This is a genomic window from Sphingomonas faeni, from assembly GCF_040407565.1.
GTDB classification, from domain to species: Bacteria; Pseudomonadota; Alphaproteobacteria; order Sphingomonadales; family Sphingomonadaceae; genus Sphingomonas; species Sphingomonas faeni_F.
Map to the genome: position 1 here is coordinate 42,003 of NZ_JAPZPR010000011.1, position 24,854 is coordinate 66,856.

Annotated in this window: 19 protein-coding genes and 1 pseudogene; 11 read left to right on the forward strand and 9 right to left on the reverse strand. The window is 66.6% G+C overall.

What is annotated here, in order from left to right:
- Window positions 1–82: 82 nt before the first annotated feature.
- From O6Y00_RS19185 to O6Y00_RS19195, 3 genes are all read right to left on the reverse strand, one after another.
- A complete protein-coding gene (locus tag O6Y00_RS19185; protein WP_353444155.1) occupies window positions 83–2,242 on the reverse strand; it encodes a histidine kinase dimerization/phosphoacceptor domain -containing protein in 2,160 nt (719 codons plus the stop codon).
- 87 nt (window positions 2,243–2,329) lie between these two features.
- Window positions 2,330–3,295, reverse strand: a complete 966-nt coding sequence (locus O6Y00_RS19190) for a bile acid:sodium symporter family protein (RefSeq protein ID WP_435368654.1) — start codon at window positions 3,293–3,295, stop codon at window positions 2,330–2,332.
- On the reverse strand, window positions 3,295–4,305 hold the full coding sequence (locus O6Y00_RS19195; RefSeq protein ID WP_353444157.1) for an adenosine deaminase: 1,011 nt from the start codon (window positions 4,303–4,305) through the stop codon (window positions 3,295–3,297). Before O6Y00_RS19195 ends, O6Y00_RS19190 begins: the two co-directional genes overlap by 1 nt.
- A 133-nt stretch (window positions 4,306–4,438) precedes the next feature.
- Between O6Y00_RS19195 and O6Y00_RS19200 the strand changes: the two genes are divergently transcribed.
- A complete protein-coding gene (locus O6Y00_RS19200) occupies window positions 4,439–5,374 on the forward strand; it encodes a DUF808 domain-containing protein (RefSeq protein ID WP_353444158.1) in 936 nt (311 codons plus the stop codon).
- 270 nt (window positions 5,375–5,644) lie between these two features.
- Here the strand turns inward: O6Y00_RS19200 and O6Y00_RS19205 are convergent, their stop codons facing one another.
- Entirely contained in the window at window positions 5,645–7,678 is a 2,034-nt protein-coding gene (locus O6Y00_RS19205) for a S9 family peptidase (RefSeq protein WP_353444159.1), read from the reverse strand.
- A gap of 250 nt (window positions 7,679–7,928) precedes the next feature.
- Between O6Y00_RS19205 and O6Y00_RS19210 the strand changes: the two genes are divergently transcribed.
- Genes O6Y00_RS19210 through O6Y00_RS19220 form a run of 3 tightly spaced genes read left to right on the forward strand, consistent with a single transcriptional unit; the run spans window position 7,929 to window position 9,638 of the window.
- Window positions 7,929–8,435, forward strand: coding sequence for a DNA-deoxyinosine glycosylase (locus O6Y00_RS19210; protein WP_353444160.1), 507 nt, complete (start codon window positions 7,929–7,931; stop codon window positions 8,433–8,435).
- An 18-nt stretch (window positions 8,436–8,453) separates the two neighbouring features.
- Window positions 8,454–8,954, forward strand: a complete 501-nt coding sequence (locus O6Y00_RS19215) for a DUF1993 domain-containing protein (protein ID WP_353444161.1) — start codon at window positions 8,454–8,456, stop codon at window positions 8,952–8,954.
- Between the two features lie 42 nt (window positions 8,955–8,996).
- A complete protein-coding gene (locus tag O6Y00_RS19220; RefSeq protein ID WP_353444162.1) occupies window positions 8,997–9,638 on the forward strand; it encodes a DedA family protein in 642 nt (213 codons plus the stop codon).
- Here the strand turns inward: O6Y00_RS19220 and O6Y00_RS19225 are convergent.
- A complete protein-coding gene (locus tag O6Y00_RS19225) occupies window positions 9,575–10,390 on the reverse strand; it encodes a shikimate 5-dehydrogenase (protein ID WP_353444163.1) in 816 nt (271 codons plus the stop codon). The two genes, O6Y00_RS19220 and O6Y00_RS19225, sit on opposite strands and share 64 nt — an antisense overlap.
- A gap of 202 nt (window positions 10,391–10,592) precedes the next feature.
- Here O6Y00_RS19225 and O6Y00_RS19230 point away from each other — a divergent pair, with 202 nt between their 5' ends.
- The 7 genes from O6Y00_RS19230 to O6Y00_RS19260 all read left to right on the forward strand — a co-directional run bounded on the left by O6Y00_RS19230 (window position 10,593) and on the right by O6Y00_RS19260 (window position 21,516).
- A complete protein-coding gene (locus tag O6Y00_RS19230) occupies window positions 10,593–11,336 on the forward strand; it encodes a polysaccharide biosynthesis/export family protein (RefSeq protein ID WP_353444164.1) in 744 nt (247 codons plus the stop codon).
- Between the two features lie 181 nt (window positions 11,337–11,517).
- Complete coding sequence (locus tag O6Y00_RS19235) at window positions 11,518–11,826, forward strand: hypothetical protein (RefSeq protein WP_353444165.1); 309 nt, start codon at window positions 11,518–11,520, stop codon at window positions 11,824–11,826.
- Window positions 11,827–12,654: 828 nt separating this feature from the next.
- On the forward strand, window positions 12,655–14,259 hold the full coding sequence (locus tag O6Y00_RS19240) for an O-antigen ligase family protein (protein WP_353444166.1): 1,605 nt from the start codon (window positions 12,655–12,657) through the stop codon (window positions 14,257–14,259).
- Window positions 14,256–16,514 (forward strand): GumC family protein, encoded by a 2,259-nt coding sequence (locus O6Y00_RS19245; protein WP_353444167.1) that lies wholly within the window; start codon window positions 14,256–14,258, stop codon window positions 16,512–16,514. The genes O6Y00_RS19240 and O6Y00_RS19245 overlap by 4 nt, the downstream gene beginning before the upstream one ends.
- Window positions 16,511–17,743, forward strand: coding sequence for a hypothetical protein (locus O6Y00_RS19250; protein ID WP_353444168.1), 1,233 nt, complete (start codon window positions 16,511–16,513; stop codon window positions 17,741–17,743). Before O6Y00_RS19245 ends, O6Y00_RS19250 begins: the two co-directional genes overlap by 4 nt.
- A 3-nt stretch (window positions 17,744–17,746) precedes the next feature.
- Window positions 17,747–19,591, forward strand: coding sequence for an ABC transporter ATP-binding protein (locus O6Y00_RS19255; RefSeq protein ID WP_353444169.1), 1,845 nt, complete (start codon window positions 17,747–17,749; stop codon window positions 19,589–19,591).
- Window positions 19,588–21,516 carry an acyltransferase family protein gene (locus tag O6Y00_RS19260; protein WP_353444170.1) on the forward strand — a complete coding sequence of 643 codons (1,929 nt, stop codon included), beginning with the start codon at window positions 19,588–19,590 and terminating at the stop codon, window positions 21,514–21,516. The genes O6Y00_RS19255 and O6Y00_RS19260 overlap by 4 nt, the downstream gene beginning before the upstream one ends.
- Before the next feature lie 16 nt (window positions 21,517–21,532).
- Here O6Y00_RS19260 and O6Y00_RS19265 read toward each other — a convergent pair.
- From O6Y00_RS19265 to O6Y00_RS19280, 4 genes and pseudogenes are all read right to left on the reverse strand, one after another.
- Window positions 21,533–22,012 (reverse strand): annotated as a pseudogene (locus O6Y00_RS19265) (glutathione peroxidase).
- Window positions 22,009–22,605 carry a GNAT family N-acetyltransferase gene (locus tag O6Y00_RS19270; protein WP_353444171.1) on the reverse strand — a complete coding sequence of 199 codons (597 nt, stop codon included), beginning with the start codon at window positions 22,603–22,605 and terminating at the stop codon, window positions 22,009–22,011. Before O6Y00_RS19270 ends, O6Y00_RS19265 begins: the two are co-directional and overlap by 4 nt.
- Entirely contained in the window at window positions 22,602–23,315 is a 714-nt protein-coding gene (locus O6Y00_RS19275; RefSeq protein WP_353444172.1) for an ABC transporter ATP-binding protein, read from the reverse strand. Before O6Y00_RS19275 ends, O6Y00_RS19270 begins: the two co-directional genes overlap by 4 nt.
- A complete protein-coding gene (locus O6Y00_RS19280) occupies window positions 23,308–24,558 on the reverse strand; it encodes a lipoprotein-releasing ABC transporter permease subunit (protein ID WP_353444173.1) in 1,251 nt (416 codons plus the stop codon). The genes O6Y00_RS19275 and O6Y00_RS19280 overlap by 8 nt, the downstream gene beginning before the upstream one ends.
- Between the last annotated feature and the right edge of the window lie 296 nt (window positions 24,559–24,854).

Genomic DNA, 24,854 nt, shown 5'->3' on the forward strand with positions numbered 1-24,854 from the left:
GTGCAGCATAAAGCTTCAACCCGCGGGTGCCCGAGCAAATATCAGCCGCGCCCAAGCCTTCGTTCGCCGGCAACCCGCCCGATCAGACGGTGTCGACGATCGGCGCGGTCATGATCACGCGCAAGCCGGGCATGTTGTCGTCATGCTCGATCGTGCCGGACAGCCCGGCGACGATCGCGTTCATCATCCGGCTGCCGAACCCCTCGCGCGTCCCGACCTTGCCCGATCCATCGTCGGCGACGATCAGGCGGAGGCGGTTGCGATGCTGTTCGAGCGCGATCAGGATCGGCCCAGGCTGCCCGCCATAGGCATATTTGCTGGCGTTGATGACGAGTTCGGTGAGGACCAGCCCGATATTCACCGCGCGATCGGTCGGCACCAGGATCGGCGCGAGATCGAGTCGGATCTGCGCCGCCCAGTCCGCGCCGAGCGAGGTCTTCATGTCGCCCGCCAGTTCTTCGAGATAGCGCGAGAGATCGACCGACTCGACCTGATCGTCGCGGTAGAGCCGGCGATGCACCAGCGCGACCGCGGAAAGCCGTGCCTGCGCCTCGGCGAGATGCTCCTTCACCTTGGCATCGTCGGACGCCTTCGCCTGGAGCGCGAGGAACGCGGCGACCAGCTGGAGGCTGTTCTGGACGCGGTGATTGACCTCCTTCATCAGGATGTCCTTCTGCGCGATCAGCACGTCCTTGTCGGCGAGCGTGCGCTGCAGATCGGCGTTGAGCAGGCGCAGGCGCTGGTTGATGTGCGCGTCGTGGAATGCGCGACGCAGGCGATGCGCAGCCTCGATCTCCTCCAGCGTCCAGCGGCGCGACCGGCCCGACACGACCTGAGTCCAGGACTGGAACGAGGTGCGCGGGGTCAGCACCGCGGTCGGATCGAGCGACACCGCCTTGTGCGGATTGCCCGCCCATTCGACCTCCTCGGCCTGTTCGGCGCGGAACCAGAACAGCATCGCGCCATCGTCGATCAACGGCATCGCCAGCACCCCGCTGGCGCAGGCGCGATAGGCGTCCGCACGCGGCAGCAGCGAGGGGAGCTCGTGCGTCGCCAGCGGTTCGATCCCGCTGCGCGCGCAGACCCAAGCGACGAGATCGCGGATTTCGTCATGCGCGGGGCAGACTCCGTCGGTATCGACGATCGTCCCCTGCACGAACGCGAACCCATCGGCGTCGAGCATCCGCCGCAGGTCGTCGCGCAACGTGACGACGATACTGCGCGGCGCCGGTTCGGTCGCGAGCTTGGCGACCACCGCATCCTCGGCGCCGCGCAGCCGCAGCCGTTCGCGGTAGATCTCGGCCTCTTCCTTCGCGCGGATCTGGCGTGCGAGCCCGCTCGCCAACGTCGCCGATGCGGCGCGGACGTCGGGGCTCAGGCCGCGCGGCGTGGCGTTGTGGCAGGCGATCAGGCCCCAGAGCAGCCCGTCCTTGACGATCGAGATCGACGCGGAGGCCGCAACTTCCATGTTGGCGAGATAACGCAGGTGGATCGGCGACACGCTGCGTACCGTCACGTCGCTCAGGTCGAGCGTCTCGAATCCGGCGGGACGCAGCACGGCCGGCGCATAGGCGATCGTCGGGATCGTCCGCGTGCGGTTGCGGACGTACAGCGCGCGCGCCTGCTTCGGGATGTCCGATGCCGGGAAATGATGGTTGAGGAAGGTGCCGAGACCTACGGCCTTGTCCTCCGCCACGACGCGGCCAGCGTCGTCGTCGAGGAAGCGATAGATCATCACCCGGTCGAACCCGGTGAGCTGGCGGAACGCGATCGCGGCGCGGTCGCACAGCGTGCTCAGATCGGTCGCGCGCTCGAACATCGTGATCATCGGATTGAGCCGACCGAGCATCTGCGTGGCGGTCATCGGCGCGGCCTCGACCGGCTCGAGCTCGGCCAGCAGATAGTCGCCGCTGCGGTGGATCGTCACCTCGAAGCGTTCGGTCGATCCCATCACCGGATCGCCGACCATCCCCCCCGGCCCCACGTCGTCCGCCGGCACGGCCTGCGCCAACACCTGCGCAAGACCGGCACCGAGCCACCCTGCCGCCAGCCGACCCTCGATATCACCCGCGCCCGCAACGATCGTCAGCGAGATCGGATCGGCGACCAGCAACAGGCCGTGCGGCTGGATCGACCCCGGAATGTGGATCGGCTCGCGGTCGCACGCGGTCAGGTCCAGCCCGCTGTCCTGGGTCTGCGCCTGATCGAGCGCAGTAGCGTCTACATCGTTCCGCGCAGTCATCGGCCAAGGCCCCCCAGTCAGCAAGACTGCTGTGGCGGTCATTGCGGAACAAAGCAAATACCCTCGCAGTGAGCCTAACGATCAGGATCAGGACGGCGGCGCGGACTCGGCATAGCGGCGCGCGATCACCGCGCAGGCGATCAGCTGCAACTGGTGGAACAGCATGACGGGAAGCAGGATCACACCGACCTGCGCGGGCGGGAACAGCACGCCGGCCATTGGCACGCCCGACGCGAGGCTCTTCTTGGAACCACAGAATTGCAGCACGATCGCATCCTCGCGGGGCAGCTTCATCAGCCGGGCAACGGCAAACGTCAGCCCGAGTACGAAGGCGAGCAGCGCGGCACACAGCAGTCCGATCAGGATCAGGTCGCCGAGCGATAATTTGGTCCACAGCCCTTCCACCACCGCGGCACCGAACGCGCTGTAGACGACCAGCAGGATTGAGCCGCGATCGACCACCGTCAGCAGGCCCTTGTTGCGCGTCACCCACGCGCCGATCCACGGCCGCAGCAGATGCCCGGCGACGAACGGCACCAGCAGTTGCAGCACGATCGCCTCGATGCTCTCGATCGAGATCCCGCCGCTGCCCGAAATGTTCATCAGCAGTGCGACCAGCGCCGGCGTCACGAGGATGCCGAGCAGGTTCGAGAACGACGCGCTGCACACCGCGGCCGCGACATTGCCGCGCGCGATCGCGGTGAAGGCGATCGACGACTGCACGGTCGAGGGGAGCAGCGTCAGGAACAGCAACCCTGCCGCAAGCGGCCCGGTCACGAACGGCAGTGCGGTCAGCCCCAGCCCGAACAGCGGGAACGCGACGAAGGTGATGGCCAGCACCCCGAGATGCAGCTTCCAGTTGCGCAGGCCGGACAGAATCGCATCGCGCGACAGCTTGGCGCCGTGCAGGAAGAACAGCAGGACGATGCCGATATCGGCGGCATAGCCGACGATCGTCGCCATCTCGCCGCGTGCCGGCAGCAGGCTCGCCAGCACGACGGTGCCGAGCAGCATCAGGATGAACGGCTCGAAGACCGCCAGGAACCGCCCGATCACGGATGCGCCTTCACATAGGCGTCGAGCGTCGCGAGATGGCCGCTGAGCGCGTCGTCGTCGAGGAAACTGCCGAGGAAGCTGTTGCGCGCGAGCGTCACGACCTGCTCGCGCGACAAGGTCTTCGCCCGCGCCGTCTGCCGGAAATTCTCGCCGATATAGCCACCGAAATACGCCGGATCGTCCGAATGGATCGTCGCGCGCAGGCCGAGATCGAGCATCCGGTCGATCGGATGATTCTCCAGTTTGTCGACGTTGCGCAGCGCGACGTTCGACAACGGGCACACCGTCAGCGTCATCGCATCACGTGCGAGGCGGGCGACCAGCGCCGGATCCTCCAGCGCGCGATTGCCGTGGTCGATCCTGTCCACCTGGAGAATGTCCAGCGCCTCGTGGATGTACGCAGGCGGGCCCTCCTCGCCGGCATGCGCGCACAGCATCAGACCGGCATCCGCCGACGCCGCGAACACGCGCGCGAACTTCGAGGGCGGATGGCCGACCTCGGACGAATCGAGCCCGACGCCGATGAACTGGTCGAGCCACGGCTCCGCCTGCGCGAACGTCTTGAACGCATCCTCCTCGTCGAGATGGCGGAGGAAGCTCATGATGAGGCCGACCGACATGCCGTGCTTTTCCTGCGCCTCGTCGATCCCCGCGAACAGACCGCGCGCGACGACGTCGAAGGGTATGCCGCGATGGGTATGCGTCTGCGGATCGAAGAAGATCTCGGCATGGATCACGCCGTCCTGCGCAACCCGGTCGAAATAGGCGACGGCGAGATCGCGGAAATCCTCCTCGGTCTGGAGAACCGCAGCACCCGCATGATAGATATCGAGGAAGGTCTGGAGATTGGTGAAGCTGTAGGCCGCACGGACGTCCTCGACGCTCTTGAACGGGATCGCGACCTTGTTGCGTTCGGCCAGCGCGAACATGAGCTCCGGCTCCAGGCTGCCCTCGATGTGAAGGTGGAGTTCGGCCTTGGGCAGGTTCGTGATGAAGGCGTCGTTCATGGCTCGTCCTGTCGCTTGGGTCGCTTCGGCTGCAACCATTCCGCCCGCCGCGCACTACCGCAAGTGCGAAAGCCGTTGCATGACAATCCTGTCACGTTACCGAGCGGCGATACTTACGCGAAGGACACCATCGATGCCGACAGGATTGGTCGCACTGCTCGACGACATTGCCGGGATCACCAAGCTCGCCGCCGCCAGCCTCGACGATATCGCCGCGACCACCGGCAAGGCGGGCAGCAAGGCGATCGGCGTGGTGGTCGACGATGCGGCCGTGACGCCGCGCTACATGGTCGGGTTCGAGCCGAAGCGCGAACTGCCGATGATCGGCAAGATCGCGCTGGGATCGTTCCGCAACAAGCTGGTCTTCATCCTGCCCGCGGCGTTGGCGCTCAGCGCGTTCGCGCCGTGGCTGCTGACACCGTTGCTGATGATCGGCGGCACCTATCTGTGCTTCGAGGGCGCGGAGAAGATCCTCGAAGCGTTCGGCGGTGGCCATGCCGAGGAGGTCGTCGCCGAGCCGGTCGATGCCGCGACGCTCGAGGCGCAGAAGGTTTCGGGCGCGATCCGCACCGACTTCATCCTGTCCGCCGAGATCATGGTGATCGCGCTGTCGGATGTCGCGACCAAGCCGATCTGGGAGCAGGCGATCGTGCTCGCACTGGTCGGGATCGTCATCACGATCGGCGTCTACGGCGTGGTCGCGCTGATCGTGAAGATGGACGATATCGGGCTGCATCTCGCGCAGCGCAGCAGCGCGGTCGTGCAGGCGATCGGGCGTGGGCTGGTGAAGGGCATGCCCCTTGTCATGTCGGCACTGTCGGTGATCGGCACCGCGGCGATGGTCTGGGTCGGTGGGCAGATCATCGTTCACGGGATCGAAGAGTTCGGGTTCACGACCCTGCCGCACTGGATCCACGATACGGCTGAGGCGGCTTCGCATGCGGTGCCGTTCGCCAAGGGCGCGGTGAACTGGGTGATGAACGCGTTCTTCTCGGGGATCGTCGGGTTGATTCTAGGCGGCGCGATCGCGCTGGGCTTACATGCGGTGAAGAAGCCGAAGGCACACTGACCGGAAGAGCGTTGTCCGCCGTTCCTTGTTCTCCCGCGAAGGCGGGAGGCCAGTCTGGGTCCCCGCCTTTGCGGGGAAACACGTGAGAGGAAGAAGCCGAGGGTGGGACCTAGCGTCGTAAGCTGAATGCCCCCCGGGGGCGCCACCCCGGCGAAGGCCGGGGCCCAGTTGGGGAACGTGGCTAACTGAGGATGCGCTCCGTTACGGCAACCTTTCCAACTGGGCCCCGGCCTTCGCCGGGGTGGTAACTTATCGGGAAGGGATAATTCCCTACTTAGCCGTCCACTTCCCCATCCAGCCCAATACTTCCCCATACCATTGCCGCGAGTTCTTCGGCTTCAACACCCAGTGGTTCTCGCCCGGATTGACCAGCAACCGCGACGGAATCCCGCGCCGCTGCAACGCGGTGAACGTCGCCAGCCCCTGCGTGTACGGAATGCGGAAGTCCTTCTCGCCGGTGATCACCAGCATCGGCGTCTTCCATTTTGCGACGTAATTGACCGGGTTCCATTTCTCGAACGCCTGCGGGTCCTCGTAATAGGCTTTCCCGCCATGCTCCCACTCGTCGAACCAGAGCTCCTCGGTCTCGTACGCCATCGCGCGCGCGTCGAACACGCCGTCATGCTGGACGATGCACTTGAAGCGATCGGGCCACTGCCCCTCGATCCAGTTCATCATATAACCACCGTACGACGCACCGAGCGCACACGCATTGTCGGCATCGAGCCACGCGAACTTGTCGGTCGCGGCAGCCAGCCCCTTCTTCAGATCCTCAAGCGGCCAGCCGCCCCAGTTGTTGCTGATCGCGTCGGTGAAGCCCTGCCCGTAGCCGGTCGACCCATGGAAATCGACCGCGACCAGGCCGTAGCCCGCGCCCGCGAACACCGCGGGATTCCAGCGATACGACCAGCTGTTGTTGCTCGATCCCTGCGGCCCGCCGTGCACCATATACGCGATCGGCACCTTCCCGGTGGAACCGTACGGCTTGACCGCATAGCCCCAGACGATGTCGGCGTTCGCGCCCTTGAAGTTGAACCGCGTGACCGTCGGCATGTCGATCCCGGCAAGCTTCGTCGCGTTGACCTGCGTCAGCCGCTGCGGTGTGCCGGTGCCCGCGACACGGTAGAAATCGGCGGGTGCGGTGAGGCTGTCGATCGCCACCACAGGCCCCCGCGGCGTGATCGCGACCGCGCTGACGTGACCTTCCTGCGTCAGCCGCGTGACCGCACCGCTGGTCGCATCGACGCGGAACAGCGGCGTCTCCTGCGTGTCGTCCGCGGTCACGTAGAGCGACTTCGAGTCCGGCGCCCACGCGATCGAGCCAACCGACCGGTCCCAGCGCTCGGTCAGCGACACCGTCTTGCCGCTGGCGATATCGCGCAGCGTCAGCACCTGGCGATCCGCCTCGAACCCCGGCCGGCGCATCGCGAAATAGGCGAGCGTGCGGCCGTCGGGCGACACGGTCGGAAGGTTGTCGGTCGCTTTGTTCGCCGGAGTCAGGTTGACCGGTGCCGCCGAGCCGTCCGCGGGCACCGAGAAGATGTCGAGATTGGTCGACAGCGCTTCGATCCGGCCGGCCTCACGCAGTGCGAAATAGACGGTGCGGCCGTCCGGGCTCCACGAAATTTCCTCGCCGCCGCCGTTCGGCTTCGACGGGGTATCACCGACCAGCGCACCCTCGATCGCCGTCCCGTTGCCGGGCGCGCCCGCGGTGGTCAGCGGCAGGACGAACAGCTGCGAGCGCGTGCCGTCGGCCCACGTATCCCAATGCCGCACGAACAGTTGGTCGTACGTCCGCCCGGCGCCCGCGTTCGGGTCCTTCTTCACCATCGCCGGCTCGAGGCTCGGCGCGCCGGGCTTGCGATCCGCCCAGACGAGCAGCTTGTCGCCGGTCGGCGCGACCTTGAAACCACTGAACCCGCCCTTGAAGCTGGTCAGTTTGCGCGGTGTGCCGCCGGTGACGGGCACCGACCAGACCGCATCTTCACCCCCCTTGTCGGACGTGAAATACACCGCGTTACCGACGATCTGCGGGTCGTTCTCGTTGACCTGCGGATCGGCGAGCAGCTTCACCGGCTTCGCGCCAGGCGTGCTCAGATCGAGCCGCCAGAGATCGTAGCGCCCCTTGTCCGCCGCGAGATCGGTCTCGCGTTGCGCCCAGACGAGCCAATGCCCGTCCTGCGACGCGGTCGGCGCACCGACGCGGCTGAGCATCGTCACGTCGTCGATGGTGAGTTGCCGGGCGGCGGCAGGGGCACTCGCAAAGGCGAGCACGGCGAGGTTGGCGGAGAGCATGATCTTCATGCGCGTGTGATAGGACGCTTGCGGGATTGTACGCAATCACCGGGGTTTGGTGGCGGATTGATTTGCCGATGGCGATCGAAGACCGGAGGGACAGATGCGAGAGTGTTCCGCAGCGCTCAGCCCCGTCATCCTGACGAAAGTCAGGACCCAGCGTTACGAACGGTGACTTTCGCGGCTCTGGGTCCTGACTTTCGTCAGGAAGACGGATCGAGGTTGTCGAACTGAAAGCTATCCTCGCTAAAGACACCCCATGCCCCTCAAGCACTCCTTCCCCCCGATCGCCGCTCCGGACGCGCGTCTGCTTGTCCTCGGCAGCCTCCCCGGCGACCGCTCGCTCGCTGCGCAGCGTTATTATGCGCATCCGCAGAACCAGTTCTGGCAACTCATGTCGCCCGTCGTCGGTCGTGACCTCACCGCGCTGGACTATGACGACCGCCTTGCCGAGCTCCGCATGCGCCGAGTCGCCCTCTGGGACGTGATCGGATCGGCCCGCCGCGCGGGCAGCACCGATGCGGCGATCGCCGATATCGAGGGCAACGACATCGCCGGCCTCGTCGCCACCCTCCCTGATCTCCGTGCGATCGCGTTCAACGGCGGCACTGCGCTGAAGCAGGGCATGATGCTGTTAGGTCGGGACTTTATCGGCGCGGAGATCGTCGCGCTTCCGTCTAGCAGTCCGCTCCACACCGTCGGGCTCGCGGCCAAGCAACCCGCGTGGAGCGCACTGACCGCGTTCCTGCTCGACCCGCCGGAATAGCGCGCCTAGCCTGACCGCATGACCAGCCTCTACGACCTCACGGTCCCCGCCTTCCGCCGCGGCTTTGCCAGCCTCTCGACGATCCTGACCGCTGGCGAGAAATACGCCCGCGACCACGGCATCGCCGAGGCGGACATGCTCGACACCCGTCTGGTTGCCGACATGACACCGCTGACCGCGCAGGTGCAGCGCGCGAGCGACACTGCCAAGGGCGCGATGGTGCGGATCGGCGGGATCCCCAACCTCGCCATGACGGACGACGAGGCCAGCTTCGCCGCGCTCCAGCAGCGCATAGCCGCGACACTGGCGTTTCTCGACACCGTTCCCCGCGCCGCGATCGACGGCCAGGAAGAAGCCCCTGTCACGCTTGTCACGGCGGGTGGCAGCGTCGATTTCACCGGCCGAAGCTACGTGCTCGGCTTCGTGCTGCCCAATTTCTATTTCCACATTACAACGACCTACGCGCTGTTGCGGATGCGCGGCGTGCCGATCGGCAAGATGGATTATCTCGGCCGATAACCACGGCTGGCCAAACCCGGTGCGGTCCGGCAAGGGCGGCGGATGTCGATCGAAAGCTTCATTTCGCAGTACGGCCTCGCCGCGATCTTCCTCGGTGCGGCGTTCGAGGGCGAGACCAGCGTCGTCACCGGTGGGCTGCTCGCGCACCAGCATCTGCTGCCGCTGGTCGGCAGCGCGGTGGCGGCGGTGACCGGGTCGTTCTTTGCGGACCAGCTCTTCTTCTTCGCCGGCCGCCATTATCGCGACACCAAGCGGGTCCGCCGGATCGCCGAGAAACCCGCCTTCGCCAAGGCACTCGAAACGCTCGACCGGCATCCGACGATCTTCATTCTCAGCTTTCGATTCCTGTATGGCCTGCGCACGATCAGCCCGATCGCGATCGGCACCTCCCACATCCCCGCACGCACCTTTGTCATGCTCAATGCGATCTCCGCACTTGTGTGGGGCGTGGTCTTCACCGCGATTGGCTATGTGTTCGGCGATGGCCTGATCGAACTGGTCGACAAGGTCATGCCCAAGCAGAAGCTGGCGGGGGTGGCGATCCTCGTGGTGGTCGCAGCGCTGGCGATTGCCGGCGTGCGCTATTGGCGCCGCCGCCACGCAAGCAGGACGGGCGCCTCTCAGCCGCGCGCGAACGCCGCCGCCGCCTCGACGACGGACGGATCGGGGCGCACGCCGGTGTAGAGCACGAACTGCTCCAGCGCCTGCAACGTCGCCACTTCCGCCCCGGTGACGACCCGCTTGCCCGCCGCGCGCGCCGCCGCGAGAAACGGCGTCTCGGCGGGGAGCGCGACGACATCGAACGCGACCCGACACCGCGCGATCGCCGCCGCGTCGAACGCCAGCGCCCCGGCATCCGCACCGGCCATGCCGAGCGGAGTCACGTTCACGAGCAAGGGTGCACCTGCCGCATCGGCCTCCGCGGTCCAGCCATAGCCATGGACCTCCGCCAGGGCCCGTCCCGCCGCCTCGTTGCGTGCGACGATCGTCCCGTCGGCGAACCCGGCATCGTGCAGCGCGGTCGCGACCGCCTTCGCCATGCCACCAGAGCCGCGGAGCAGGAACGGCATCGCCGGATCGACGTCGTGCGAGGCGAGCAGCAGGCGCACGGCCGTGTAGTCGGTGTTGAACCCCGTCAGCACGCCGTCATCGTTGACGACCGTGTTGACGCTGTCGATCGCGCGCGCTGACGGATCGAGCGCGTCGAGCATCGGGATCACGGCTTCCTTGAACGGCATCGACACCGCACAGCCGCGAATGCCGAGCGCCCGGATCCCGCCGACCGCGCCCGCCAGGTCGTGTGTCGTGAACGCCTTGTAGACATAGTCCAGCCCGAGGATCTCATAGAGCCGGTTGTGGAACCGCGATCCGAAATTGCCGGGGCGCGCCGCAAGCGACATGCACAAGCGCGTATCGCGGCCGATCGGGGGCTTCATTCACGTCTCCAGCATGAGGATTCACGTCGTCATACCGGGGCGGTCGGCGCACGTCACGGCCCCTTGCCAACCCGCAAGATAGATTGAAAACGAACCCATCCCGCGCGGGCGTCCGCTCGCTATCGACGTCTCGCCGCTCTAGGCTCGCGGCAGGGCGAAGACCGCGACGTTCGATACGCGGATCGTGCCGGAGGACACGCGGGTGGCAGGCACGGAACTGGACGAACGCGACGCCTCGATCGTGCGCCGATCCTGGCGGTCGCGCGCACTGCGCATCGGTGTCGGATCGATCCTTCTGCTCGGTGTGGCGGGGTGCGCCCACCGTGGTGGGGACATCGCGTACAACCCCAGCAATTTCGGCAAGCCGGATATCGCCGCCGTCCCCGTCGTCACCGCCGATCGCCGGCTGGGCACGGGCGATATCGTCACGATCCACGTATTCAAGGTGGACAGCCTGTCCGGGGACCAGGCGATCGACAGCGCCGGACGCATCAACCTGCCGCTGGTCGGCCATGTCCAGGCGGCCGGGCGAACCACCGCCGAGCTCGAGAGCGCGCTGGTCGAGCAACTCGGCACGCGCTATCTCGCCGATCCCAAGATTGCCGTCACATTGAAGACGGCGGTCACGCCGACCGTGACGGTGGACGGTTCGGTCCAGCAACCGGGCCTCTATCCGGTGCAGACCAACACGTCGCTGATCCAGACGATCGCGATGGCGCACGGCACTGCGGACGGCGCGAATCCGAAGCGGGTGGTCGTGTTTCGCAAGATCAACGGACAGCGCATGGCGGCGGCATTCGACCTGACGACGATCCGCGGTGGCCACGACCCCGACCCCCCGATCTACGCCGACGACGTCGTCGTGGTCGATGGGTCCGCAACGAGCCAGGCGTTCAAGTCGGTCCTGCAATCGCTGCCGGTGGTATCGCTGTTCCGTCCATTCTGAATGCGGTTGCTGCGCAAGTATAGTTGCAAGCTTTCCGACAAGGGTATAAAATTCGTTGTTGTGGGAGTCGATCCCATGCTCCGCGAGCGCAATAATCGCCGTTCCGGATGAAATACGGCCGATGTTCGCGGCCAATGTTCGGGCAGACGATTTCGTTACAACAAGCGGCCAGGAGGCAGGGATGATCGGCAAGACACTCACGATCACTATCGCGGCATTCGCGATGATGACCCAAGCGAGCATGGCGGTCGCGGCGGCCCCGTCTCCCGTCGGTTTGGCGAGCAACCAGGCGGCGCTCGGCATGCCGGTCACCGCGGTCGAGACGTGCGTGCCAACCGACGGCGTCCGGGTCGCCTGCGCGGCCGGTGCAGGTTCGAGTGCGCTGGCGGGTCATGGCGCGGGAATTGCCGTCCTGCTCGCCGCCCTCGCCGCGATCGGTCTCGGTATCGCCGCCGCTTCGGGAGGCCATAGCTCCCCTACGAGCCCTTGAGCGATTGCGAGTCGCGCCAGGGGGCGGGGGCGCCGTAGTCAGGGACGTCTGACGTCGTTACGCGCGTATTGGACGCGGTAGCACCAAACACGGCAAGCCTTTGAATGCGGTGCCGGAGAGCCCGGCCCGCTAGCCGAAGCGTCGTATCGTCGCGCCTCCAAGCAATGCGCCCCATCGTTGAGCTGACCCGGTGGATTTCGATATAGGCCCGGAACTGCGGCTGACGGAGTTGGCGGCCTGGATCGTCAAGCAGGCGGTTCGTACGCTTTTATCGGGGCAGCGAAAATGGCAGCACGATCATCGTCGCGGAAGTGTAGCGAACTCGGAAGGGTACACCGCGATCGGAGGACGTAGCTGGCCGACTTCCAGCCTGTAGCTGGATCTCCGTTGTCCCTTCGACGAATTTGCCGAAGTGTGCAGAACATCGGCGGACCACGGAATGTCCAGCAGGCAAAGGCGTTGCAACGGGGGGGGCCGACGTGACGGCACAGGTGCGGCACGCCGACACGGTTACAAGTACGATGCGAGATGCGGGGCGTAGTTTGATTGGCCACGCTGGCGAAACGCGGTCACCGCCGCGGTCGAGTGCGGCAGCGGCAAGAGCAATGCAGCGGCAGCGGCAGCGGCAGCGGCAGCGGCAGCGGCAGCGGCAGCGGCAGCGGCAGCGGTTCATTAGGCGATGTCGGCAGACCGATACGCACTTCTTACGGGCATTTTTCGCAATCGAACGGGGGGAGAGCGGCAATATCTACGCTTATCCGGCGCCACGGCGCGCCGTTCTATCTGCTGCTGTGCCTTGCGCTCGGTGGCGCCAGCGCCGCGGGCGTCGTGGCCAATGCCGTCCTGCAACTGGCGGCGATCATCCTGATCGGTGGGTTCGCGATCGGCAGCCTTACGGTCGAACGCGGGCCCGCCGATGCCTTCGGTATCGAAGCCTTCGACAGGCGTGCTCCGGAACAGCGCTACCCGGACCCAAGCCGATCCGCCTTCATGCCGTCCACCACCAGACGTTCCGGGATTTCGTTCGCTAATTCGCCACCCGCCGACGCACGTGTCGCCCCGAATCCGACCGAACGTCTGGACGGCGTAAGGGACAACCAGAAACGGCACGGCCGGGACGACGATGGTTCGAGCGTCCCACACGCAGCACTCCCGTCGTCGCAGTCGATGTCCTGGCGCAGCAACCTGCTGTTTTGGCCGGTCGCGCTCGCCGGGACGATGATCGCACTCCAACTGGTGCCGCTTCCCCCTGCTTTGTGGACCGGACTGCCGGGACGCGCGTCGATCGCGCACGACCTGGACTTGGCGGCGGTCGAAACGCACTGGCTGCCGGTCTCGCTAACGCCGGAAGCGACGATCGCCGCGTTGCTGTCGTTGTTGCCCCCGCTGGCGATGATCGTCGCAATCGCGGGTGGTCCTGCGGGCAGCCGGCGCGATGCCGTCCTGATACTGGTCAGTTTCGCGATCCTGTCGGTCGGGCTCGGCATACTGCAACGTGTGGGCGGTGAGGATTCCGCGCTCTATGCCTATGCGATCACCAATCGCGGCAGCGCGACCGGCCTGTTCGCCAATCGCAACCATCTCGGGAGCCTGATGCTGTGCGCGCTGCCGTTCGTCGCCGCAGTCGCGCGCGGCGGTACGGCCGCGACACCGCATCCCCCATACCGGCCTCGCTGGATGCTGGCAGCCGCAGGCGCCGCGATCCTTGCGGCAGGTGCTGTGCTGACCGGGTCGAGGGCAGCGATCGGCCTGCTCGTACCGACCGCGGCGGGATGCGCCGCGATCCTGTTTCACGGCCGCCGTGTCGATTTCCGCCTTCATGTATTCGGGCGTCGATCAGCAGTGCTGGTGGTGATCATGGTCGGCGTGCTGATCGGCGGCGTCCTCGCGGTAGCCGACCTGGGCAGCGATCTCGAACGCGAAAGCCCCGCCCAATCACAACACCGATCGGCGATCGCAGCAACGACGATGCGTGCCGCGATCGACCATCTCCCGTTCGGATCGGGTGGCGGGAGCTTTCGCACGATCTATGCAGGCTACGAGGATCCGTCCGCCGTGACGCCCGAATATGTCAACCACGCGCACGACGACTATCTCGAGACGGTGCTGGAATACGGCATCCCCGGCGGGGTCGCGATCGTCGCCGCCGTCATCGCCTGGCTGCTGCGGACGCGCGCGATCTGGCGGTTCCCAGGCGTGGAGGGCGACAGGGCGCGAGCGGGTGCGGTCGCGCTCGGCGTCCTGCTATTGCACAGCGCAGTGGATTATCCCCTGCGTACCGCGGCGATGGCGGCGGTGGCAGGACTTGCCGCGGCGTTGCTGGCGATCCCCCTGCCCGATCGCCCCGTGCCCGATCGCCCCGTGCCCGATCGCCCCGTGCCCGCGCGCGCGGGCCGCAAAGCCTATCCCGACACACAAGGCGCCACCCCATGATCGACTCCGAGAGCATCCCCGCCGGTCCATCGACGCGACGGCTGGGACCGGTTCGACGGACGATGCTCGACACGGCGGAGCATGGCCTCGTGCCCTTCGGTCGACCGGCCTCGCAGCAGCGCGATCGCAGCCTGCCGCAGATCGACATCGACGACCTGATCAGGGTCCTGCTGAAATGGAAGTGGCTGATCCTGGCGGCGGTTCTGGTCGGCGCGGCTGCTGCGATCGCGGTGACGATGCTGTCGCCGCGGCTCTACCGCGCGACGACGACGATCGAGATCAACACGACGCCGGTCGAGATCATGGGCAATACGCGCAGCGTGCAACCCAAGATGCGCAGCGAGGACCAGTTCCTGCAGACCCAATACGGCCTGCTGAAGAGTCGGTCGCTCGCCGACCGCGTGCAGAAGACGCTGGCGCTCGGCGATGATGGCGGGTTCGTCGGCAAGGGCCGGCAACCGGCGCGGCGTGACCTGTCGGCGACGATCAAGCTGGCCGGCAATCTGGACGTCCTGCCGGTGCGCGGCAGCAACCTCGTCACGCTCGCCTATACGGACGCCGATGCGGCGCGGGCAACGCGGATCGTCAACGCGTTCGCGACCGGCTTCATCGCCTCGACCGCGGAGCAGCGCTATGGCGCGACCGCCTATGCGCGCCAGTTCCTGGAGACGCGGCTGAACGCCACGCGGCAACGCCTCGAAACGAGCGAGCGACAACTCGTCAACTACGCGCAGCATCAGGGAATCGTCGAACTCGATGGCGGCGGTGGCGGGCGGGGCGGCGGCGGGCGCGGCAATGGCGGCAACGACGACGGCCCGACCGGCAGTTCGGGCGACTCGCTGTCGACGCAGTCGCTCACCGCGCTGAACGGCGCCCTGTCGCTGGCGATCGGCGAGCGGATCGCCGCGGAACAACGATACCGTCAGGGCAGCGCCAATCGCGCGTCGCCGGACGTGTTGCAGAATCCGACGATCCAGGCGTTGCGGGCCGAGCGCGCGAAGCTTGCCGCCGACTATCGCGAGCGATCGTCGACGTTCAAGCCGGACTATCCGGAAATGGTGGCGTTGCGCGGCCGGATTGCCGAGATCGACGTGTCGATGGCGCGCGAGTCGGGCGACGTGTCGTCGTCGCTGCGCTCCGCCTATCTCGCCGCGGTCGGGCGCGAGACCGAACTGCGCAGCCAGGTCGCGGCGTTGCGTGTCAACGTGCTCGATCTGCGCGGTCGCGGCATCGGCTACACCATCCTGCAGCGCGAGGTGGAAACCAACCGCACGCTCTACGATGCGCTGTTGCAACGCTACAAGGAGATCGGCGTCGCCGGCGGGCTCGGTGAAAGCCAGGCGACGATCATCGATCCCGCGCTGCCGCCGTCGCGGCCGTTCGCACCCCGGCCGATCCGCAACCTGATCGCAGGGCTGGTCGCCGGACTGGCGATCGGCCTGGGAATCGCGTTCGGCATCGAATTCGTCGACGATACGATCAAGTCGGCGGAAGACGCATCCAACAAGCTCAAGCTGCCGATCCTCGGCGTGATTCCGCGCATGCCGAAAGCGCGGTCGATGATCGAGGAACTGGCGACGCCGCGATCGGATGTCGCCGAGGCCTATTATTCGGTGATGACAGCGCTCCAGTTCACGACCGCTAACGGCTATCCCAAATCGCTGCTGATCACGAGTTCGCGGTCGGGCGAGGGCAAGTCGAGCACGTCGCTGGCGCTCGCGCAGAACTTCGCACGGGTCGGCGCGACCGTGTTGTTGATCGATGGAGATCTGCGCAAGCCGTCGTTCAAGGCCGGTGGCCGGCGCGATATCGGCCTGTCGAAGCTGCTCGTGAGCGGCGACCCTATCGCGGGGCACGTCGTGGCGACCAATACGCAGGGCCTGTCGCTGCTGCCGAGCGGCCCGGTGCCGCCCAACCCCGCCGAACTGCTCGCGACGATGCGGATTCACGCGATCGTCGAGGAGGCCATGCGCCAGTTCGAGGTCGTCGTGGTCGATGCGCCCCCCGTGCTTGGCCTAGCCGACGCGCCGGTGTTCGGATCGATCTGCGAAGCGACTCTGATGGTCGTCGAATCGGGGTCGGTGCGGCGGACGATCGTCTTGAGCGCGCTGGATCGGCTGTTCGGCGCGCATGCCCGCGTGGCCGGCGCGATCCTCACCAAGTACAATCCGAAGACCGCGGGCTACGGCTATGGTTATGGCCAGCCCTACGGCGAGGATTCCGCCAACGCTCCGATGCTGAACATCACCTCGTGACCGCGATCGCGCCATCGCGACGGCCGCGGATCGCGCTCGGAGCGATGCTGCTGGTCGGCCTGTTGCTGGCGTGGCTGAGTATCCGCAATGCCGCGCAGGCGCTGTTCGCTACGGTGCATCCTGCCTATGCCGAAGCATTCTGGCCGGCGAGCGGCGATGCGTTGGCCGGCGATGCCCACGCCCGCATCGTCCTGGCTGGCGGGCGGGTCGACGATACCGCGCGAGCCCTGATCCGTCGCGCGCTGGTGCGTGCGCCCGATACCGATGCGCCGCTCGTTCTGGCCGGTTTTGCCGCGAGCGAGGACGGGGACCTGGGACGGGCCAGTGCCTTGATGACCGCCGCGGTCGCGCGCAATCCGCGCAACGATACCGCGCGCTACTGGCTGCTCGATCATGACATCCGCACCGGGCGCTATGCTGCCGGGCTTGCCCAGGTCGGCCCTGCGTTGCGACTGCGCGAGGGTACTCGCGATTCGATCTTCGCGCTGGTCGCCGGGTTGCTCGACATACCCGCCGCCGCGCCCGCCGTCCGCGCGGCGCTCGCGACCAGTCCCGATTGGCGAGCGGACTTCTTCCGGGTCCGCGCCGCGGCGGGAACCGATCCGGCAACGCTTGCGGCACTGCTGCGCGCGTTGCCGCTGGCCGATGCGGAGACGACGCGCATCGAACGCCGTGCCGTCCTGTACGCGGCGGTCGACCGCGGTCGCTTCGCGCTGGCGCATGATCTCTGGCTGGCACTGCTGCCCGCCGGCCACCGCCCGACCACGGCAATCTACGATCCCGACTTTGGCTTGCTACCGGGAGCGCCGCCGTTCGCCTGGAATCTGCAACCACCCGAAGGCGCGTCCGCGAAAATGATCGGCATCGGCGGTGCTGAGCCACGGACCGCGCTCGCCATGACGTATCCCGGCTCCGTGCCTGCGTTGATCGCCGAGCAATATGCGATGATCGCGCCCGGTCCGCATCGGCTGTCGTTGCAGAGCCGCCGAATCGGCGAGGCCGACGGGGCGGACGGGGCGGAGGTGGTCGCGCGCGTGCGGTGTGCGAACGACGATGCGATCCTTGCGGAACTGCCGCTTGCGGATCGACCGGCATGGACGGGTCGGTCGATCCCGGTCTCCGCGCCGGCCGGATGCGGTGCGGTTCGCGTCCAGTTCGCCGGAATGCCCGGTGCGCAGTTGAGTGTCGCCCGCGTTCAGGTCACCGCCGTACGGCTGGAGCCGCGCTGAACGATGGTCGACACCTGCCCCCCGCTCGATCCGAACACGCTCGATCCGAACACGCCCGATCCGGACACGGCCGATTCCAAAACGCCCGACGCGTGGAATGCCGCGCGCCGCATCTATCGCCACCTGACGCCGCAGCGCCGACGTCAGTTCGCGGGCACGATCGGCTTGATGCTCGCCGGCGCGTTTGCGGAACTCGCGACGATCGGCGCTGTCTTGCCGTTCCTCGCGCTAGTCGCCGGTGTCGCGGGCGGCCGCTATGCCGGCATCGTCGCAGTGGTGGCGCGGCTCGGGCAGGTGTTCGGTCTTGGCACGCTCGCCATCTCGGCGGCGATCCTTATCCTGATCGCGATCCTGTCGGCGGTCCTGCGGCTGGTGCTGATCTGGTCGAGCCAGAATTTGGTGTTCGCGATCGCGCATGATTTCGCGACGCAGATCTGCGATCGCACACTGCATCAGCCTTACGGGTTCCATGTCATGCGCAATTCCAGCAGGACGATCTCGGGCATCGACAAGGTCCAGCATGTGCTTGGCAACGTGCTGCTGCCGGCGATGGCGGGCGCGACGGCGGCGGTTGTCGCGGTGTTCATCCTGGCTGCGCTCGTCGCGGTCGATCCCGCGACATCGATGATCGCAGCGCTGAGCTTCGTCGTGCTTTACGCGCTGGTCAGCCTGATGACGCGGCGGCGGCTGTACCGCAATGCCGATATCATCGCATCTTCGCTGCAGGCGCGCGTCCAGACGCTGCAGGAGGGGCTAGGCGGTATCCGCGACGTGCTGCTCGATCGGACGCAAGCGATCTTCGTCGCCAAGTTCGAACGGCTCGACAGCCAGTTCCGCCATGCCCAGGCCGCCAACCAGTTCATCGGCGCGGCGCCCCGATATCTGGTCGAAGCGGGCGGCATCGTGCTGATCGCGGTGCTTGCGCTCTACGTCGGCAACCGGCCGGGCGGCGTGGTCGCGGCCTTGCCGATGCTCGGTGCGCTGGCGCTCGGTGCGCAACGCCTGCTCCCGCTCATCCAGCAGGTGTATTTCAGCTGGTCGCAGATCCACGGCAATCGCGCCGCGCTGGCCGATGTCGCCGGCCTGCTCGACATGCCCAAACCGCAGCCCCCTGCCCGCATTCCCGTGCCGCCGCTGGCCGAGGCACTGACGTTCGACCGGGTGACCTATGTGTATCCGGCCGGGGGGCGACCCGCGCTGGAGGATGTCACGCTGATCATACCGAAGGGGATCCGGCTCGGGCTGGTCGGCAAATCGGGCAGCGGCAAGAGCACGCTGGCGGATCTCGTCATGGGGCTGCTCGACCCGACCGAGGGCGGCATTCGCGTCGATGGCCGACCGCTCGACGACGCCGCCAAACCTTCGTGGCAAGCGCAGATCGCACACGTCCCGCAGGCGATCTTCCTGGCCGACACCAGCATTTGCGCCAATATCGCGTTCGGCCGCGATCTTGATACGCTCGACCCGGCGCTGGTTCGCGACGCGGCGCGCGGTGCGGACCTGCACGATTTTATCCAAAGCCTGCCGAACGGCTACGACACGATGGTCGGCGAGCGCGGCGTGCGGCTGTCGGGCGGCCAGCGCCAGCGCATCGGCATCGCCCGCGCACTCTACAAGCGCGCGACGATCCTGGTCCTCGACGAGGCGACCAGCGCGCTCGACGACGAGACGGAAACGTCGGTGATGGTGGCGATCGGCCGGCTGTCGCGCGACCTGACCGTCATCTCGATCGCGCATCGCGTCTCGACACTGAGACTGTGCGACCGGATCCTGCGATTGCACGAGGGCCGGATCGTCGCCAGCGGCTCCTATGACAGTATCGTCACGGACTGGCGCGCAGAGACGTGACCAAGACGGTGCAGGACACGCACCGGTGGCGCGCCGATATTCAGATCCTGCGCGGTATCGCCGTCTGCGCAGTGATCCTGTTTCATTCCGGGCTCAGGCTCGCGCCATCAGGCTATCTGGGCGTCGACATCTTCTTCGTCGTCTCGGGCTATCTGATCGGCGGTATCGTGATGCGCGACCGGGCAGCGAACCGCTTCGCGTTCGGCATGTTCTACCTCCGCAGGATCCGACGGCTGGCCCCCGCCGCGTTCGTCACGCTGGGTGCGACGATCATTGCCGCCGCGTGGCTGACGACGCCTAGCGGCTACGCCCGGTTCTGGCCGCAACTGACCGGCGCGCTCACCTTCTCGAGCAACATCGTGCTGTGGCGGCAGATCAATTATTTCAACGATTCGGCGCAGACCGAGGCGTTGCTGCATTTCTGGTCGCTGGCGGTGGAGGAGCAATTCTACCTGCTGTTCCCGATCGCGCTGATGCTGTGCCCCAAGCGCTGGTGGATGCCCGCGATCGCGGCCGCGACGCTCGCCAGCCTGGCCGCGTATCTGATCCTGTACCCGCGATCGCCGGGGGCGACCTTTTATCTGCTTCCGACACGGGGCTGGGAGCTCGGCCTCGGTGTGCTCGCCGCCGGGCTGGACGAACGCTGGCGGACCTGGACGCCGCGCGCGCGTCCGATCGCCGTGCTGACCATCGCGCTCATCGTGTTCGCGCCGACTTTCCCCGAAGCCCAATGGCTTGCGCTTCCGGCGTGCCTCGCCACCATGATCATCGTAGCCGCGCCTCCCGGGCGTGCCGAACAGCATGCGCTTGCCTCGCGGCTGGGCACGGCGATCGGCGACCGGTCCTATTCATTGTATCTGGTGCATTGGCCGCTGTTCGCGTTCGCCAATGCGGTCCACCTCTCCGCCCCGCTGCCGCCGATGCTGTCGGTTCTGCTGGTGGTAGCGACGTTCGCGATCGGCGAACTGCTGTTCCGAGGCGTCGAGCGCCCGGTGCGGCGACGGCGCGACCGTCCTGCCGTCGTGTGGTCGATGTTTGCGGCAACGACGCTCGCGCTCGCGCTTACCGGCGGCTGGGTGCTCCACACCAAGCGGAGCGCCACGACGAGGCTCGATCTTGGGGGCGTAACCGGGCTCGACCTACCGGGCTGCGATCCGGATGCCGCGCGGTTCGATGGCCGGTGTACGCAGTCGCCGACGCCCGCGATGCTCGTCTGGGGCGATTCATTCTCACAGGCACTCATCCCCGCGCTGGTCGCCAGTTCGTCGCGACCGATCGCGCAAGCCAGTCATGGCGGCTGTGCGCCCCTCCCCGGCTTTGCGCCGATCGACCTCGACGCCTCCCGCGCGGTCGCCCGCCAATGCCTGCGCTTCAACGCCAGCGTCCTCGCCTATCTCGCGCGGACGCCGAGTATCGAAGTGGTCGTCCTGTCCGGCCGGTATCTCCGCTATGCCTTGCCCGCCACGCGGGCGCTCCATTACGGGGCAGACGGCAGCGAGGTCGTCACGACACCCGATCCCGCCGCGTTCGCAGCCACACAGGCGCGTACCAGTGCGGCGATTCGCGCAATGGGCAAGCGCGTAGTCGTCGTTTCGGGTCCGCCACAGGCCGCGTTCGACGTCGGCCAATGCTGGGAGCGCACGCTGGCCGGCCTGCCTTTGGTCGATCAATCGCCAGGCTGCGCGATCGTGGCGGCGAACACGCACCCGAGCGCGCGATGGGCCGATCGACTGCTGAGGGACTTCGCGCGCGACGGTACGCCGGTGCTTTGGCTGGACGCCGCCTTATGCCACGCCGGACAGTGCGTTACCGTGGTCGACGGCGTTCCGCTCTACCGCGACACCGGGCATTTCAGCCGGACCGGATCGGTGCTCGTTGGGCGACGCCTGCAACTCGGCAAGCGGGTATGGACAGCCGCCCGTTAGCCATCCTTCTCGACGGCTACAGCAGCTTCTCGATGTCCTTGCGGATGTCGTCGGGCTTCGTTGTCGGCGCGTAGCGATCGAGGACAGTGCCGTCGCGATCGACCAGGAACTTGGTGAAGTTCCACTTGATCGCCTTCGACCCGAGCACGCCGGGAGCGTCGGATTTCAACCGCTCGAACAGCGGGTCCGCCCCCGCCCCATTGACGTCGACTTTCGCAAAGACGGGGAACGTCACGTCGTAGGTCAGCGTGCAGAAATTGGCGATTTCCGCCGCATCTCCCGGTTCCTGCGCGCCGAACTGGTTGCACGGAAACGCCAGCACCTCGAACCCGCGCTCTGCATAGTCGCGGTGCAGCGCCTCCAGACCCTCGTACTGCGGCGTGAAGCCGCACTTCTACGCGGTGTTGACGATCAGCAGCACCTTGCCACGATACGGCTCCAGCGACGCGGCGGAACCGTCGGCGGTCTTCACGGTGAAGTCGGTGATCGCGGTCATGGGCGGTCCTCGTTTCGGGCCAGCAGGTACGCCAGGTTCTGACGCACGCCTGGCCATTCGTGGCGCAGGATGCTGTAGACCACCGTGTCGCGCAAGCGGCCGTCCGCCATCACCTGATGCCCGCGCAACACGCCGTCGCGCTTGGCACCAAGCCGTTCGATCGCGCGCTGCGAATTCTTGTTGAGCGAGTCGGTGCGGATCTGCACGCATTCGCAGCCTAGCGCCTCGAAGGCGTGGGCGAGCAGCATCAGCTTGGCCTCGGTGTTGACGCCGGTGCGCTGCACGGCCTTCGCGTAGAAGGTGCCGCCGATCTCCAGCCGCTTGTTCGCCTGATTCATCCGCATGAACCGGGTGGTGCCGACGACGGTCCCGTCAGCCACCACCGCAAATAGTCGCGCCCGCCCAAAGTCCTGTTCGCGCAATGCGGCAGCGAGCCAGCGGTCAGGTGCCTTCATCATCGAGACGTTGGCATAGAATGTGTCCCAGAGGTTGTCCGCTGACGCCGACGCGACCAGCGCCTCGATGTCGTCGGCGACCAAAGCGCGGAGCGTGACGTGACGCCCGACCAGCGTCGGCGTCTCGCCCCAGGTCACGCCAGCCGCCCCTCGTGCAACCGCATCACGCGGTCCATCCGCGCCGCGAGCCGCTCGTTGTGAGTCGCGACAACGGCCGCGGTGCCCTGTTCGCGGACCAGACGGATGAACTCGGCGAAGACGATGTCGGCGGTATGCTCGTCGAGGTTGCCGGTCGGTTCGTCCGCCAGCACCAGTGCGGGCTTGTTGGCGAGCGCGCGGGCGACCGCGACGCGCTGTTGCTCGCCGCCGGAGAGTTGGCTGGGGCGGTGCGTGAGGCGGTGACCGAGCCCGAGCTGGGTCAGCAACTCTGCGGCGCGTCGATCGGCATCGGCGCGCGAGGCACCCTGGACCAGTTGCGGCAGGACGACGTTCTCGGTCGCGTTGAAATCGGGGAGAAGGTGGTGGAACTGGTACACGAAGCCGAGGCTGTCGCGGCGTACGACGGTTCGTTCGTGCGCGTTCAGCTTCGACGCCTCGGTACCCGCGATCCGGATCGATCCCTCGAACCCGCCCTCGAGCAGCCCGACGGCCTGCAACAGCGTCGACTTGCCCGACCCCGACGGCCCGAGCAGCGCGACGATTTCACCCGGTGCAATCGCCAGATCGACGCCGCGCAACACATCGATCGTCTGATCGCCCTGCGTGAAGCTCTTGGTCAGCCCACTGGTCTGGAGAACGTAATCGTCGAACTTCTCGATCTGGCGGTCGATTCTGAGGCCATTATTCATAACGCAGCACCTGCACGGGATCGGTACTCGCCGCCTTCCAGGCCGGATAGAGCGTGGCGAGGAAGCTGAAGACGAGCGCCATCATCGCGATCACGATGATCTCGACGGGGTCGGTCTTCGACGGGAGTTCGGTGAGATAGCGGATCGACGGATCCCACAGATTCTGGCCGGTGACGAGCTGGACGAAGTTCACCACGCCCTGCCGGTAGAACAGGAAGATAAAGCCGAGCCCGAGCCCGGCGATCGTGCCGAGCGCACCGATCGTGGTACCCACCACGATGAAGATCCGCATCATCCCGCCACGCGTTGCGCCCATCGTCCGCAGGATCGCGATATCGCGGGTCTTGGCGCGGACCAGCATGATCAGCGACGACAGGATGTTGAACACCGCGACCAGGATGATGATCGACAGCACGGTGAACATCGCGACGCGCTCGACCGCCAACGCCTGGAACAGCTGCGCGTTCATCATCCGCCAGTCCTGGATCACGGACTGCCCGCCGATCTTGTCGGCCAGTGGCTTGAGGATCTCGCCGACGCGATCGGGATCGACCGTGTTGATCTCGATCATGCCCGCGGCATCGCCCATCAGGAGCAGCGTCTGCGCATCCTCGATCGGCATGAGAATATATTGCTTGTCGTAATCGTAGATCCCGATCTCGAAGATCGCGCCGACCGTGTAGCTGACGATCCGCGGCACGGTGCCGAACGGCGTCGTCTGCCCCTGCGGGCTGAACAGCGAGACTTCGGAGCCGACCTGCGCACCGAGCGACTCGGCAAGCCGCGAGCCGATCGCGATCCGCTGGCTACCGGTCGTGATGCTCGACAGGTTCCCCATCACGATCTTGTTGCTGATCGTGGAATTGCGGCGGATGTCGTCGACGCGCATGCCGCGCACCAGCACCGCCTCCGCGCGACCGTTATAGGTGGCGGCGAGCGGCTGTTCGATGAGCGGCACCGCGCTCGTCACGCCGGGGGTCGCCTTGGCTTGGGCGACGATCTCGCGCCAGTCGGGCATGCGTCCACCGATCGGCTGAACCACCGCATGGCCGTTGAGCCCCACGATCTTGTCGAACAGCTCGGCGCGAAAGCCGTTCATCACGCTCATCACGATCACCAGTGCGGCGACGCCGAGCATGACCGCGACCAGGCTGATCGAGGCGACGAGGAAGATGAACGCCTCGCCCTTTCCCGGCAGCAGATAGCGGCGGGCTATCATCCGTTCGTAGCGGGACAGGATCATGGGCGGCCGGGTTCGATCTGTGAGTGGACGGTGCGAACCGGCTCTACGGCGCAGCCCATTGCGAGGCAACCGTCGCGGCTCTTCCAGCGAGGCGGCGCGGCGCCAGGTCCGGGCGCCGATTAGTCCCGATCCGGCAGTGTCTAGATTGGTCTGTTGCGCAACCGCCACAGGGGCTGTCCAATCGTGAAGCGCCTTGTGCAAACACCGTGACAAAGCCCGCTTACATAACTAGCAAAAAACTCGCTGAGACACAGGCAACGGCCGTGGTTCGGGGACTGCTTTTACGCCGCGCCGCA